This window comes from Solibacillus merdavium, assembly GCF_014836935.1.
Classification (GTDB): domain Bacteria; phylum Bacillota; class Bacilli; order Bacillales_A; family Planococcaceae; genus Solibacillus; species Solibacillus ferritrahens.
Genome location: NZ_JACSPW010000007.1, coordinates 122,560 through 138,236, shown reverse-complemented (window position 1 = coordinate 138,236; position 15,677 = coordinate 122,560). Strand labels below are relative to the sequence as shown.

The window sequence follows — 15,677 nt, the reverse complement described above, 5'->3', positions numbered from 1 at the left end:
TTCATTTGGAATTATCATATTTCTCGATTCTTTCAACTAATTGAAGGAAATGATCCGCTAATGCATCCGGTATAGTAAATAATGTATCTGTATTAGTTAAAAAATCAGATTTCATCACAATACTCGGTTTGCCTTCATTTAACCATAACTCTAAATTTTCCTTTTGACCATTGGGGTATTCGACTTCAATCATTAGTTCTGACTTATCCAAGGTGATGTAATCTTCGTTCACCTGTGCTTGTAACAGTAATTCATTCACTTCATCCAAGTCTTCTTCCAAAACATAGGCATTCGTACCGTATCCATCAATTTTATATACCCTTAGCGATTGAATATCGTCTGCTAAAAGAGTGGTATTCACTTTAGGGAACTCTTCAAATGCAAAAGGAATCATGTATTCAATACCTTTTTCATCCTGTAAAATACGCGGTGCAGTGCGTGTTAATGTCCAGCTAAAGTCATTATCCCCTGTTATGAAATACTGATTGTCCTTTGTTTCGACTTGAATTTTTGTATATTTTTCCTCAATTAATTCGCCGGAAACTGTTCTCCCTCTGTAGTAAATAGTATCTTTATTAAAAGTATAGAGCAGTTGATCATTATAACGATTTTGTAAAATCATATCTTGTAAATGCTCCGATTTTGCTTCAAGCATCCCAATTTCACGAAAATCCATTAACTCATCCTGAGCTGTAAATTGATAATAAGCAGAAATTTGTTTCGAATCCTCACTATACTTTACGAGTATGTGTTGGCCAATCGTTTCTGTATCATAAAATGCCGGAGAATTAATTAGATTTGCATTTTCAAAAACCTCTGCATACATCAGTTGCCCTTGCTTAGTTGTAATTACTTTAGGCTCAGGGCCACCAAACATAAAGACAGGTTCTTCATGAAACTCTGTTTGATACGTTGTCACTCCAGGATATTTAAGCTGCCCCGTTAATATTTGGTAATTCCCCTCTTTGTCCCTATAAATATATGTTGTTTCCATCGTTTCACTATCAATAAAGAAAAACTTTCCTCTATCACCGTTAATTACTTGCGTCTGCCCATTACTGACCGTATTTAAATCTAATAGCTTCCCGTCAGGTGCTTCAAATACACGCCATGTCCCCTCATCTGTTGGTATTTGATAAAGTGTATAATCATTAACTTTTTGAACGTCTGCTTTTTTTAGATCTAATTCTATATTTTTCATTATCGGAGCATAAGGTGCTGCTTTATATTCCAATACAAAGTTCTTAGGCAACTCCGCATTTGCGTCGTAAAGTCCCATAGTTTGTGCAGTATTAACTTCGATTTTTTCTGTTTCCTTATGAATGACAAGCTCATCTAAAAAGTTTTTGTTTTTTGATTGAAGCTTTAGAAATACTGTAACGGCTTCTTCTGATTCTATCGTTTTAATTACTTCTACTGGCTTTGTAAACTCAAATATAGAATAGCGGGCAAAAGCCTGCTCGCTGCTAACGTCGCTTATGTTTACTAAAGCTTTTTTGTCTTGCGCTATGATGGCACCGTAAAACTCAGCCACTAGCTGCTCCTGGTTAGGCTTTAAGTATTGGGCCTCTATCTCAACAGCATGGTTACGTTGTTCCGGAGTAAAGTACAGTACTGTCCCAATCGCAAGCATCAACAGAACAACAATCGCTGGCTGCAAAAATGGCAGCGGCTTTTTCCGTTTCTTCTTTTGTACAACTTTTTGCAAAAACGCTTCGTTCATTAAAGGTTCTTTTCCGATTGCTTCATCAATTGCTCGTTTTACTTGAGAATTCGTCATCCCATTCACCACCTTCTAATTGATTTCTTAGCTTTTCACGTCCGCGCTTTAGTCTTGTTTTTACGGTATTATTTGAAATTGATAGGAGCTCTGCAATTTCATCAATCTTCAACTCTTTGTAATAAAACCAAATAATAATTTCACGGTATTTTACTGGTAAATCGAGCACTGCATCCCCTAATAGGCGATTATCGTTTTGCTCGAACACTTGTTGTTCAGTGGATTTGGTTACTTGGAATATTTCCTGGATTTTATTCGTTAAAATTGTATTTTTATAGCTCCAACTGCGTAGATAATCATAGCTACGATTAATTGTCATACGATATAGATACGTCCGATAACTCGCATCCCCCCGAAATTTGTCGTGCTGCTCATATGCTTTTAAAAGCACATCCTGTACAATATCTTCTGCCATTTCTTTATTTTTGACATATGTATAGGAAAGCCGAAGTAATTCCTCGCCATGTATTGTTATAAATTGCTCTAGCTGCATATAATCGTCCCCCCTTTTTTCATTTTGTTAACCGTTAGACGGAGCTGTAATATTTTTAGTTTCAAATTATGAAGGATTATTTTTTTAAAAAATGGGTATATGATAATTTTATAATATAATGGAGGTATTTAGTATGCGGGTATTATTAAACGTTAATGGCAGGTCACAATATAGTTCGAGTATCCGACCTGAATATCAAAACTCAGCATGCGGCCCGACGACTGCACACGTTATTTTGAATTACTTATGCAAAGATGAGACGATCCGCACAAAAGATGTAAATGAATTTTATAAATTATTAGGTGGAACAAAAATTGGACTTTTTAAATGGCGGATGATTAGAAACTTACGCCGACTACTTGGAGATGATTGGTGTGTTGAAGGATGTACTTTAACCCAGGCAATTGAACAATTACGCCTAGGCAATCCTGTTGCGATGAAGTTTGATGTGTATTTTACCGGGCAGTTCCTAAAAAATTATAACCCTCTTTATAAGTATCATTGGGTCCCTTTAATTGGCTACGAAATTAAAGATGATGAACTTTATTTAACTATTCATGATAACGGCGGACGAAATCGAGAGAGTCAAATAAGAACATTTAAATATGATGACAACCGGAAAGTATTAAGCTTTGTCAAAATTGAACCAAAAGAGCATTAGCAAATAGCTAATGCTCTTTTTTTGGCAAGAATAAAAAATACATTAATTGGTTATTACTGTATAAAAAATGCGAGGAACATATATGAAATCAATTGGCTCGATTAGTCTTTTACATATTATCTTTTTGACAATGACCTTTATCGGATTAAAAAACCACGTTACAATTATTCCTTCTTTGATTAATGGGGCGGGAAGAGATGCATGGATATCTGTTCTTGTAGCGATACTATTAATTATTCCTTGGTTACTGCTTCCTTTTTTCACATTAAAGAAAATAAAGGATGAATCAGTTCGTCAATATTTATTAAAAAGATATCCACGGTTTGGCAAGGCACTCATTTATGTCACCGTTTTTTATTTGATTTTAATGGCTGCCCTTACGATGCACGAAACGTTACAGTGGGTATCTACAACTTTTTTAATTAACACACCCTTCTTATTACTATTTTTCTTCTTTACATTTGTTTGCTTTTTACTTGCCACATCGTCCATTTTAACAATAACGATGGTCAATGTTATTGTGCTATTCGTGGTCGTAGTTCTCGGCTTTTTTGTTGCCTTTGTAAATATTCAGGTTAAAGATTATTCCTTGTTAAGACCTTTCCTTGAGCATGGGTTTTCACCTGTTTTTACATCTATGTTATACCCTGCTTCAGGCTTTGTAGAAATCTATTTACTGCTCTTCATTCAGCATCATTTTAAAACAAAATTAAAATACAGACACTTAATACTGATACTATTTTTACTTTTAGGTTTAACTATGGGGCCATTGATTGGGGCCATTGCGGAATTCGGACCAGTTGAAGCGGCGAAACAGCGCTATCCGGCATATGAAGAATGGCGTATTGCTTCAATTGGAAGCTTCATTAACCATGTTGATTTTTTTTCTATTTACCAGTGGCTGACTGGAGCCTTTGTCCGAATTGGCTTTATATTGTTCATAGCAATTGAGCTATTAGGATTTACAGGTCAAAAGAAAAAAATATGGGAGTATATTGTGCCGGTTTTTGTCTTTTTATCACTGCCGCTTTATTTGCTCGATGACAGTATATTTAGTAAATGGAAGGGGCAATATTTTTTAATAAGCACCACAATTTTCTTTTTCATACTTTCAATTATTATTTTCATATTAGTAAATCGAAAAACAAAGCGAAAGGTGGGAAATGCTTGATTGAACAAGCTACCTTAAAAAAGCAATTTGACAATTGTGCTGATATTCGCTTTCAGACATTAGATTTTCCAGCAAGTAATGTGATGCTCATCACTTGTGAGGCAATGACAGACAATCATTTATTCAATGAAGTAGTCGTACCTAGATTAAAAGTTGCATGCCATCAAAAGGATCAATTTGATGAAGCCAGTTTAATGCAGAAGCTGCATCTCCCACAGCTACAGAAGATTGACGATTTACAAGAAGCCGTTACGAATGTATTTAGCGGATTTATCCTTATCTATATTGAAAGTTTAAAGATTTTGTTATGCAGTAATATTGAAAAAAAGCCAAATCGAAGCCCAGAAGAGACTAATCTAGAAGTACTTATAAAGGGACCTCGTGATAATTTTATTGAAGATTTAGGTGTAAATATTGCGCTTATTCGTAAGCGACTGCCAACGAACTCCTTATCCGTGGAAAAAATGACAATCGGAACACGTTCTAAAACAAAGGTAGCAATCTTATATTTTAACGACATTGCCGATTTATCCATATTAAAACAAATTAAACAGCAGCTTTCAGCAATTGAAACAGATGTCATTTTAAGTGGGGAATTATTGCTTGAACGTTTTAATAAGATTTCATATCTTGTTCCGCTCAATGATACGACAGGTCGGCCCGACTCTGCAATGCAATCTCTTACTACTGGTCGCTATATTATTTTGGTAGACGGCGTTGCATATGCAATTATCACACCGATCGATATTTTAGTGTTACTCAAGTCCGGTGAGGATAATGATTATCCGCCTATCTACAGCTCATTAGAAAGGTTATTACGACTAGGGAGCATTTTAATCGCACTCTTGCTTCCTGCTTTTTGGCTTGCGTTAACAACCTTTCATCAAGAGCAGCTCCCCATTCAATTGCTTGCGACGGTTGTACAAGCAAACACTGGCTCACCGCTCCCTTCAGCTTTGGAAATGCTTGGAATGCTATTTATGTTTGAATTATTTCGAGAAGCTGGATTACGTCTACCTAGTATTTTAGGGGGAACGATTAGTGTTGTTGGAGGATTAATTATAGGGGATGCAGCCATTCGGGCAGGGATTACGAGCCCAGCTATGATCGTGGTCATTGCGATTTCAACGATTGCTACTTTTACACTCGTCAATCAATCCTTCGTTACTACGATCAGTATGTTGCGTATTGTGTTTATAATTATTACATCGATATTTGGGCTTTTCGGGTTTTTCCTTTCAATATATATATGCCTTGTTTATATAGCAAATATTCGTGTTTTTGGTGTACCGTATTTAAATGTTGCTGCTAATTTAAGCTGGAATAATTTAAAAATGTCATTCTTCCGTCCACCGCCAACTTCGAATAATAAGCGCCCGGACCTATTAAATGTTAAAGATAAAACAAAGGAAAATAATACAAAATGAAAAAGTTTCTTTTATTTCCTTTGTTGCTATTACTTTCAGGATGCTGGGATACGAACCAAGCTGAACGCATGTACTATATTCACGGGCTAGGAATTGATTATAAAGATGAACAGTATGAAATTTTTGCACAAATCGTCGCCTTTACCAATATAGCCAAAAGCGAACAGCCAAATCCAGATGCCACACAGGCTGAAGTCGGGGTTGCTACAGGGCGGACATTTGATGAAGCCTTTTTCAATTTATATCAAACGATGGATGAGCGGGTATTTTTAGGGCATTTAAAGTATGTTATTTTCTCTGAAAATATTGCAAAGGAGAACAAAGTTGAACCTATCGTAAATTCATTTATCCGTTATCGAGAATTGAGATATACGACTTGGGCTTATATGACGAATTCGCCTCTTGACGAAATTCTGCTCATCACACCTATTATTAATAAATCCATTACCCTTTCCAAACTATCAGATCCGCTTAGCTCCTATAACCAATCATCACGAATACGACCAATTCAATTTCGTGAGCTCATGATCCAATTGAATGAGCCTAGTTATGAAGCAAAAATCCCTTTGGTTGATATTAGTGAAAACTGGTCGAAGGAAGATGGACCAGATCCTGTTTACACTTTTAAAGGGATCAGTATTCTCCATAGGGATTCTGGTTTTAAGGGGAACCTATTAGGAGATGATTTAAACGGTGTGCAGTGGGTGATTAACCAGACAAAGCGCTCAGATGTTACAGTTAAAATGGAGGAATCTGAAGAACAATATACAACGTCAACCGTTGACGAGGTGCACACAGAAATTATCCCTGTAGTAACCGAAAATAAGGTGCAATTTGATATCAATGTTAAATTGGTCGTTCAAACAAATGAAATACTGAATCAGCAAAAAATGGCTGTACTGAAAAAAGAGATTGAACGACAGGTAAAGCAAGAAATTGAACAAACATACAAAGCTTCATTAGAATTCGACACTGATATATACCGGTTATCGGAAGTATTGTATCGTAAAAATGTGAAGGTTTGGAAGGAACACGAGAAGGATGGGAAAATCCCTCTTGATGAATCAACAATCCGTAATTTGGATGTAGAGCTTGTAAAAGTTAAAGGTGAACGTATTACTTCAGATTAAAAGAAAGAGCTGTGCTGAACGTCAAATTTGACGCTCGGCACAGCCCTTTTTCGTCTTTATCTGTAAATTGCCCGTGCATGTTTGGCAATGAGACGATAGCCTCTTTGCTCAATCAGCTCGAACAAGTCCGGCATATAGTCAGTCAAACGTAATGCTTCAAAATCACATTCAATCGATGCTGAACAATCAATTGTTGCCAGCTGATGAGAAAGCCTTAACATTTGTTCATTCTCACTTATTTTAATACGTTGTCCTGGCTTTAGTGTCGGTAATGCAGCTAACACTCCATCAATAGAGCCGTGGCTTTGTATGAGCTGAAGTGCAGTTTTTGGACCAATTCCTTTTACACCTGGGTAACCATCACTTGAATCCCCCATAAATGCTTTTACTTCTGCAAATTGTTTCGGTAAAATACCGTATTCCTCGATAAAGCGGCTTTCCGTATACACATCGTACTCAGTATAGCCTTTTTTCGTAAAGGCAATTGTTGTGGAAGGATTTAATAATTGCAGTAAATCTTTATCGCCGCTGATCACGGTAATTTGTGCTTCATCCTTCCATTTTTCAATCATAGAGCCAATTAAATCATCTGCTTCAAGACCGGCCGTACCAAAATTTTGCCAGCCAATCATAGCCGAAACTTCTTTTGCCATATCAAACTGAGGCAGCATTTCTTCTGGTGGTGCAGGGCGATTTGCTTTATACCCTTCATATAGATCATTTCGGAACGTATGTGCACCCATATCCCAGCAAACAGCTAAGTGAGTAGGTTTCATTAAGTTTTGCGCTGTTAAAACATGACGTACAAATCCTTGCACCCCGTTAGAAGGTGTGCCGTCATCCAGTCGTATAAATTGATTCATAGCAGCCGATGCAAAAAACGATCGGAATAATAACGCCATACCATCAATAATTAGTAAATGTGGTTTTGTCATAGTAATCTCCTCTTTTGCTAGTAGAAATATATTATAACAAACTTCGGAATGTTAATCGTTCACAATAACTTACATATTAGGTTTTAAGTATTCGATAATACGGTTAATATCACGACTAAAAATGCGGTCTTCTGTCATAGCAGGCGCAATTTCCCGTATCTCGTTCCACTTTTCCAACAGCTTCGGAGACATCTTATCCACTCCGCGATATTCAACTGCTTGTGCTGCACAAAAAGCTTCAATTGCCAGCACATTGCGTACATTGGCAATAATCATACGTGCATGACGAGAACCAGTTGTGCCCATCGATACATGATCTTCCTGATTTGCCGATGACGGAATAGAATCGACAGAAGCTGGATGTGCCAGTGTTTTATTTTCAGAAACTAGACTTGCCGCACTATACTGTAAAATCATTGCTCCGGATTCTAACCCTGGATTTGCACTTAAAAACGGTGGTAATCCTTCGTTTAATTGAGGATTTACTAATCGTTCGATCCGGCGTTCGGACACATTCGCCAACTCCGCCATACCGATTTTTAAAAAGTCCATGGCAAATGCAATCGGCTGCCCATGAAAATTACCACCTGAAATAACAACGTCTCCATCCTCGAAAATAAGTGGATTGTCTGTTGCTGCGTTCATTTCGATTTCCAGCTTTTCTTTTACATAATTTAATACTTGCCAGCTTGCACCATGAATTTGTGGAATACACCGTAATGAATAAGGATCCTGAACACGCTTTTCTCCTTGGTGTGTAATAAGCATACTATCTTGCAACCAATTACGCATACGAGCTGCAACATCCATTTGCTCTTTCATACCGCGCGCTTCATGAACAGCAGGGTGAAATGCATCAATAATACCGTACAGACTTTCCATTGTCATCGCGGCAATCCATTCACTGGCATAGGCTAACTTTTCTGCCTCTATATAGTTGACTACACCTTGTGCAGTCATTGCCTGTGTACCGTTAATTAAAGCAAGACCTTCTTTTGCCTGTAATTCAATTTTAGACAGTCCTCGCTGTTCAAACACTTCATGAGAAGATTGGGATATACCATTTACAAAAACATCTCCTTCACCAATTAGGGCCAATACTAGATGGGAAAGCGGTGCTAAATCTCCCGATGCTCCAAGTGAACCCTGTTGCGGAATTACCGGTATTACATCTTCATTAATCATATATAATAATCGTTCCAAAACTTCTAATCGAATACCTGATAACCCTTTCAATAAAGCATTTAGCCGAAGTACCATCATTGCTTTGGCAACCTTCTCCGAAAAAGGCTCACCAAATCCACATGCATGTGAGCGAATTAAATTAACCTGCAACTTGCTTACCTCTTGTTCTGCAATTTTTACATCACTGAATTTACCAAATCCAGTATTGATGCCGTACACTGTTTTATCTTGTTGTACAATTCGTTCCACCGCTTCACGGCTTTTTACAACACGTACTTTCGCTTCTTCAGCAATCTCAACTTTTTCCCCGCTATATAAAATATACGCTAACTGCTCCATTGATAAATTCTGACCGTTTAGTTGAATCATTTGCCCACTTCCTTCTTCATTATCCTCTTACCTTTAAATTTATTATTGTACAAATAACAGTTTATTTCTACTCATTTTTATATTAAATTACGTTTTTCTGTACAAAATGCCATATTTATAGGCTTTAATTCATATTTTATCTAAAAATATACTCACGCACTAGCAGGTTGATTGTCTAATGAATTAGTATTTTATTATAGTAAAGCGTTAAAGTGAATCGCTTATTCGACTAGAACATTGCCCCGTACTGCTACTTCCCCATAAAAAAAGAGACCCACTATGGGTCCCTACATTTTATTTGTCCGCTTCATATCTCGGATTGCCTGAATCGATAAACGTACGAGTAAAATTGCACATAAAAATAATCCTAAATATGCAGCTGTGTTTAAATAAATCGCATATGCATTATGAATAAATTGCGAGATTGCGAGAAGTGCCACAGAAATAATACCGAACGTAATTCCAACGAGGAGTAACACGAACCTGGAAAATAACTGTGTAACAAACATTGAGTTTGCTTTATCCGAAAAAATATCATGATGCAATATGATTTTGCCGCTCTCGACTTTCTTAAACAATTGATCCATGCGGCGCGGAATTTTTCGTAGATTAGGTATTAACAGTGCCAGTTCTTCTTCAAGGTACTGTTTTGTTTCAAGTGGCTTCTTAAATGGCTTCAATAAATTCATTTTTAAGTAATCATTTGAGAAGTCTTTAACTTCGCTAAATATTTTAAAGCCTGGACAAATGACTGAAAGGGTGCCATCTAAAGTAATAATTGCACGTAATGCCACGTTAACTGAAGGGTAAAAATGTAGACCGAAATCACGAACGACTGAGAAAATAGAATACATTAATTCGTCTGTCGGAACATTCGATACATAATTAATTTTCAATAGGATTTGACTAATTGCCTGCTCCATCTCATGATGTTTGATCTTTTCAGCGTTTTCAACTAGTTGACTAATACCATCAACTACAATAGCCGCATCATTTTGATGTATGCCAACGAGGAAGTACTTCAAACCTTCCTGCTGATGTGCCGCTAATCGTCCTACTGCCCCATAGTCCAGTATCGCTACACGTCCACTCGTTTCCTCCACATAAATATTACCTGGATGTGGGTCTGCATGGAAAATTCCTGAGATAAGTGCCTGTTCCAAAAATATTTTGAGTAACGTTTGGGCAAATTCATGTCGATCAATTTGTAAATCAACAAATATATTATTCGCGACCGTTACCGATTTTCCTTTTATATGCTCCATCACTACTACATTTGAGTTACTGCATTCCGGATATACTTTCGGAACCTTTACATCGATGCTTCCACGCTCTACAATTTTTGCGACTTGCTCCATATTGCGAGCTTCAATATTAAAATCGGTTTCTTCACTCAATGCCAGACTAAAACCTTTTGCCAAATCATAAAAGCCAAGATTTTCAGCCCATTGCGATTTACTTGTGATCCAGCTTGCAAATTCCATTAAGATGGCCAAATCCTCATGCATAATATTTTTTACATCAGGGCGCAAAAATTTTACAACGACAGGCTCATTCGTTTCCTTTAGAATTGCTTTATGTACCTGACCGATCGAAGCAGAAGCTAATGGTGTTTTGCTGAAATAGGAAAATATCTTACTAGTATCTGCATTAAAGTTTTCCTTTATAATTTGGTCCACTTGCTGTTCAGAAAGAGGTTTTACATGTTGCTGCAGCTTTTGGAGTTCATCTATGAAAATCGGGGACAATAGCTCTTTACGGGTTGATAGAACTTGTCCAAACTTTATAAATACTCCACCACACTGTTCAAGTGTTTCCCGTAATGCCTTTGCTAGCTCACGTTCATCCTCACGGGCACGTGCATACTTCATCGTTCTTGTGACCCCGTTTTTCACGGCAATACTCACTACTTGGCGCAAACGTTTTTGTCGCCTCCAATACGTAATGAACGTTCTAAAATACGAACGCCTGCCAATAGGTGCCCCTTTTTCATTCAACTCGATTGGATCAAAGAGCTCAAAAAGCAAATAAAAGAGCATGGAAATAAGGAGCATACTTCCTAACCATAAAAGTGTTGCTATATTAACAACATTGGAAACAATACCTTGGTCATAGTAGTCTGAACCACGCAAGTACGTATACCAAAATACAAAGGTTGTAAAAGCTACACTAATTATTACTGACATAATTCTTTTCGTTAAGCTCACCTGTGAACCAATTAATCGACCGCTAATGAAAAAAATAATTACCGCTGCAACTAAAAGTTGGATCATTGCTGAAACGATATTCATCATAATCGCCCCTTTATCTCAGAGTTAAATGTACTTCTATATCTACATTCCCTTTTAACGCCTTACTAATCATACATGTTTCCTCCGCTTTATATGCATAGCGCTCTGCTATACGACGCCCACGATCATCTTCTTTGTTTTTTAGTAAAATCTCTACATTATGATGAATCGCTTTATAAGTAAATACGCCGTTTGTCACATCAACAAGTCCCTTTGATTCCAATGTGAGTTCTGCTTCTATTTCACTTCGTTCAAGCATTGCCGCAAGCGTAATCAAATAGCATGTTGCTGCTGCACCTAGCAACATCTCGTCCGGATTTGTACCGATACCGGGGCCATTCATTTCTGGAGGAATGGAAATTTTGGTTTGCAAGCGCTCTGCCGAAAGCTCTCCTACCGAATTGCGACCCCCTGGCCAATCTATATGTAATGTAAATGTATGTATTGTCATGAATATTCACTCTTTTCATTTTTTTCTTTTACTATAACATTATTTATAGTTAATTCCCGATAAAAAAGCCCATCAACAAGAGTTGCTCGTTGATGGGCTTCGACTTTACCAGACGTTTTCTTTGTACTTTTTATAGTAGTTAACTTGACGTATGAACATGTAAAATTTACGTTTTAAATGCTTGTCCTGCTTGTAGAATAGCGGATTAACAAGTTTCTTTTCTTGAATTAGACGCTCGATATCCTTTTTCACATCTTCATCATGAACGAAATTTTTCAATACAATTTTAGGTACGACCGAAAAGAGCACGTCCCCCTTTAAATAGGCGCATGGTTTTGGAATATCGTTTATTAAATCTTCCACAAAATAGCGGGCCATATTGTGACCCATTGCGTTAATATAGTAGCTTGAACGACCTTGGCGAATATTTACTTCAAACACTTTAAATTTCCCATCACGCTCATCGTATTTTAAATCAAAGTTCCCGTATCCACGATAGCCAACTGCTTCTAAAAAGCCCCGTAGCTTCGTCATCACTTCTTCATTGTAACGGGAAATTAATGCCGTATAATTTCCGATTGCCGTTTTTGTATGCTCTTGCAGAACAACTTGGGCAAAAGATACGAGCTGTGTTTCGCCTTTCGTATTTACATAAATAACAGAATCCCACATTGCTGTATCATCACCCGGAATATAATCCTGAATAATCAACTCATCATTATAGCCACTCTTTTTTATCATATCGATTACATTTTGTACTTCTTCTTTACTTTCCACTTTGAATACTTTTGCCTGTCCTTCAAATGGATGGCGGCTATATTCAATGCCGTTGCTCGGTTTAATTATAACAGGATACATCATTTGCTGTTCAAATGATCCGTCTTGCCGGCAATCATAAAATACTGTCGTTGGAATATCGATGTCAAACTGCTCACACAGCTTGTAGAAGTTGGATTTAATTTGCAAGTCATTCATTAAATCTTCGTTGATGTAGTTGAATACGAAATAATCCTGTAAAATTGCACGATTTTCAATAATTAAGCGGACATATAAATCATTCGTACCGACTAAAATTAACTTTTCTGCTTCTTTTTCATATTTCTTTGCAACACTAATTAAAATCTTCGCAAATTGTGTCGGATCGCCCAACTTTTTATCATATTCAATCGCACGTGGTATATTACTTAAATTTGTAAAGGGCAATACACCCTTTCCTACTAAAACTGGACGTATTTTATATTCTTCATGGAACGAAATCGCCATGTTATATGCATTAATATCAGTTCCTACAATAATCGGTAAAAAACGTTGTTGGGTCATAACTTACTTCCTCTCAATTTGTTCAAGGTCTTTCATTTCATTTTTCACTTATTTATCATACAATACTCTTTCGATTTATGCTGTAATTTACAAACGAATTTTGTCAAACAATGTTCCTGATTTTGAAACTTCTCTTCTTTTAAAACGTACGTATTAAGTAAGAGGTGATCGCTATGAATGCTCAATTACAATTGTTTTTTACTAACATCGATAAAATTAATTTATACTTTGGCTCGGATGCCAAATCTTTTTACATTAATTTAGCACTGAAGCTTACAGTGCGTAATATCATTTTTCATTATGAAGATTATGAAGCGGTTCGGCAGGAGATTAAGAAGCATACGAAATGGTATAACACAGCACGGGTCAATCAACAAGTTATTAATACATATTATGTCCACTTTGCAAAACAGCCTGAAAAAATTGGCGGAGCACTCAATCTTTATAAAAGTTTGACGAAGCAGTTTTCACGTGGCGAACATAGCTATATAACGTCTGCCTATTTAACGACAGAGGATGATATGGACCGAATTCAGAAACTGTTAGCTGATTTAATGAAGCAAACAAGCATGAAATATTATCCAATAAAACCGGCCACTTGTGCAATGCTGGCTAGGCGACCAGAAGATACAGGGATTTTGGCGAATACTATTGAGCAATACTATAAGGCACTCGTGTCTATCGGTTATGAAAGAAAAGACGCCACTAAAAATGCAGCTCTTATTTTAACGCTTGGAACAGGTACATTTGACGAGTTTACATTTACAAGGCTGCAGGAGTTAACTTTATTTATAAAAAATACAGAAACAAAACTAAAATCTTGCCACTATGCAACAATTGCCCTGCTTGCCCTAGCAAAATTTGAAGTACACCAGTTCCCGGCACTTTACGATATCCACAATGAAATATGCCGAGAATTAAAATTAAATCACAATCAATGCAACACCTTGCTTATCACTACACAAATCTATACATCAAATGAAGCAATTGGTGACATACCGTCGAATGAATCGTATTACTCTGATATTATTTTCTCTGCAGTTGAATCAAGCTCTTCAGATGGCGGAAGTGATGGTGGTGGCGGTGGCGATTAACCTTCTAAAATAAAAAAACTATGCTAAATGGCTTCTTTTTACCGTTCAGCATAGTTTTATTTTTTTAATTTTGTTTGCGTTCTTTTGCATACTCAGCTGCTGCTGTAAATACGATATCTGTTGAAGAATTTAATGCTGTTTCACACGAATCCTGAATAACCCCAATGATAAATCCAATTGCTACAACTTGCATTGCAATATCATCTGAAATTCCAAGTAAACTACAAGCTAATGGTATTAATAATAATGATCCTCCAGCTACACCTGATGCACCTGCTGCCGAAAGGGCTGCCATAACCATTAAAATGACTGCAGTGAAAAGATCTACTTCGATTCCTAATGTATGTGCAGTTGCCATCGTTAAAACAGAAATCGTAATGGCTGCCCCGCCCATATTAATAGTAGCACCTAAAGGAATGGATACAGCATACGTATCTTTGTCCAATTTCAGTTTTTCTGCCAACGCCATATTAACAGGGATATTCGCTGCCGAACTACGTGTGAAAAAGGCCGTTACTCCACTTTCTTTTAATGATATTAAAATTAATGGGTATGGATTTCTTCGTGCCACTGCAAATACAATCAGCGGATTTACAACAAGTGCGACGAAAAACATCGTTCCTACCAATATGATAATTAACCGCAAATACTCACTTAAAGCTGAAAGACCTGTCGTATAGACCGCTTCAAACACAATCCCCATAATCCCAAGTGGAGCTAAACTAATAATCCATTGTACAACTTTTGTAATCGCATCTGAAAAATTAGCAATTACACCTTTTGTAGAATCATTCGCAGCTTTCAACGCAATTCCTAAAATAACAGCCCACGCCAGAATACCAAGGTAGTTGGCTTCCATAATTGCGCTGACTGGATTTGATACGATATTGAATAATAATTTTTCAAACACTTCAATAATCCCGCTTGGCGGTGCTACATCCTGTGCTTCTGTTTTTAATGTTAATGTCGTCGGGAAAATAAAACTTACAACAACTGCGACAAATCCGGCAGATAATGTAGCCACCCCATATAAGGCAAGTACTGTCTTCATATTTGTTGATTTACCACCGACATGTGAAGCAATTGCATTAATAACCAAGACAAACACTAAAATTGGTGCAACTGCTTTTAAAGCTAAAATAAATAAAGTCCCTAAAATAGTAATACCACTTACAGCTTCCGGAATTGTTAAAGCTAATCCAACTCCAACGATTATCCCTACGATTATACGGCTAACTAAGTTAATGCTGTTCCATTTTTCGAACATTCTATTCATAATTTCCTCCGCAATTCTAAGTTGTTAACTTACTTCGTGATGTTGAAGCGAGTGAAGTATCATCTTTGATGAGAAAAATCCCACTACTTAAAGA

General features: G+C 36.9%; 13 protein-coding genes. 5 read left to right on the top strand and 8 right to left on the bottom strand.

The genetic code is table 11. The annotated features are described in order from the left end of the window. Position 1: 1 nt before the first annotated feature. Together H9632_RS09185 and H9632_RS09180 are read right to left on the bottom strand one after the other, a co-directional pair. Positions 2–1,780: a hypothetical protein gene (locus H9632_RS09185; RefSeq protein WP_191703816.1), complete on the bottom strand. Its 1,779-nt coding sequence runs from the start codon at positions 1,778–1,780 to the stop codon at positions 2–4. Next, positions 1,749–2,273: a sigma-70 family RNA polymerase sigma factor gene (locus H9632_RS09180; protein ID WP_191703815.1), complete on the bottom strand. Its 525-nt coding sequence runs from the start codon at positions 2,271–2,273 to the stop codon at positions 1,749–1,751. The genes H9632_RS09185 and H9632_RS09180 overlap by 32 nt, the downstream gene beginning before the upstream one ends. A 133-nt stretch (positions 2,274–2,406) precedes the next feature. On the opposite strand from H9632_RS09180, the gene H9632_RS09175 reads away from it, so the two are divergent. From H9632_RS09175 to H9632_RS09160, 4 genes are all read left to right on the top strand, one after another. Continuing rightward, positions 2,407–2,934, top strand: coding sequence for a C39 family peptidase (locus H9632_RS09175; protein ID WP_191703814.1), 528 nt, complete (start codon positions 2,407–2,409; stop codon positions 2,932–2,934). Positions 2,935–3,016: 82 nt separating this feature from the next. Next, positions 3,017–4,105 (top strand): endospore germination permease, encoded by a 1,089-nt coding sequence (locus tag H9632_RS09170; protein ID WP_191703813.1) that lies wholly within the window; start codon positions 3,017–3,019, stop codon positions 4,103–4,105. Further along, positions 4,102–5,532, top strand: a complete 1,431-nt coding sequence (locus H9632_RS09165) for a spore germination protein (RefSeq protein WP_191703812.1) — start codon at positions 4,102–4,104, stop codon at positions 5,530–5,532. Before H9632_RS09170 ends, H9632_RS09165 begins: the two co-directional genes overlap by 4 nt. Then, positions 5,529–6,662: a Ger(x)C family spore germination protein gene (locus tag H9632_RS09160; RefSeq protein WP_191703811.1), complete on the top strand. Its 1,134-nt coding sequence runs from the start codon at positions 5,529–5,531 to the stop codon at positions 6,660–6,662. The genes H9632_RS09165 and H9632_RS09160 overlap by 4 nt, the downstream gene beginning before the upstream one ends. 56 nt (positions 6,663–6,718) lie before the next feature. Here the strand turns inward: H9632_RS09160 and H9632_RS09155 are convergent, their stop codons facing one another. From H9632_RS09155 to H9632_RS09135, 5 genes are all read right to left on the bottom strand, one after another. After that, a complete protein-coding gene (locus H9632_RS09155; protein WP_191703810.1) occupies positions 6,719–7,597 on the bottom strand; it encodes a 5'-3' exonuclease in 879 nt (292 codons plus the stop codon). A gap of 69 nt (positions 7,598–7,666) precedes the next feature. Beyond that, a complete protein-coding gene (gene hutH, locus H9632_RS09150) occupies positions 7,667–9,151 on the bottom strand; it encodes a histidine ammonia-lyase (protein ID WP_191703809.1) in 1,485 nt (494 codons plus the stop codon). A 287-nt stretch (positions 9,152–9,438) separates the two neighbouring features. Continuing rightward, a complete protein-coding gene (locus tag H9632_RS09145; RefSeq protein WP_191703808.1) occupies positions 9,439–11,442 on the bottom strand; it encodes an ABC1 kinase family protein in 2,004 nt (667 codons plus the stop codon). A gap of 13 nt (positions 11,443–11,455) precedes the next feature. Continuing rightward, positions 11,456–11,893, bottom strand: a complete 438-nt coding sequence (locus H9632_RS09140; RefSeq protein ID WP_191703807.1) for an SACOL1771 family peroxiredoxin — start codon at positions 11,891–11,893, stop codon at positions 11,456–11,458. 105 nt (positions 11,894–11,998) lie between these two features. Beyond that, on the bottom strand, positions 11,999–13,213 hold the full coding sequence (locus H9632_RS09135; RefSeq protein ID WP_191703806.1) for a carboxylate--amine ligase: 1,215 nt from the start codon (positions 13,211–13,213) through the stop codon (positions 11,999–12,001). Positions 13,214–13,386: 173 nt separating this feature from the next. Here H9632_RS09135 and H9632_RS09130 point away from each other — a divergent pair, with 173 nt between their 5' ends. Beyond that, complete coding sequence (locus tag H9632_RS09130) at positions 13,387–14,307, top strand: DUF4003 family protein (RefSeq protein WP_191703805.1); 921 nt, start codon at positions 13,387–13,389, stop codon at positions 14,305–14,307. A 64-nt stretch (positions 14,308–14,371) separates the two neighbouring features. Here the strand turns inward: H9632_RS09130 and sstT are convergent, their stop codons facing one another. Continuing rightward, a complete protein-coding gene (sstT, locus tag H9632_RS09125) occupies positions 14,372–15,583 on the bottom strand; it encodes a serine/threonine transporter SstT (protein ID WP_191703804.1) in 1,212 nt (403 codons plus the stop codon). Between the last annotated feature and the right edge of the window lie 94 nt (positions 15,584–15,677).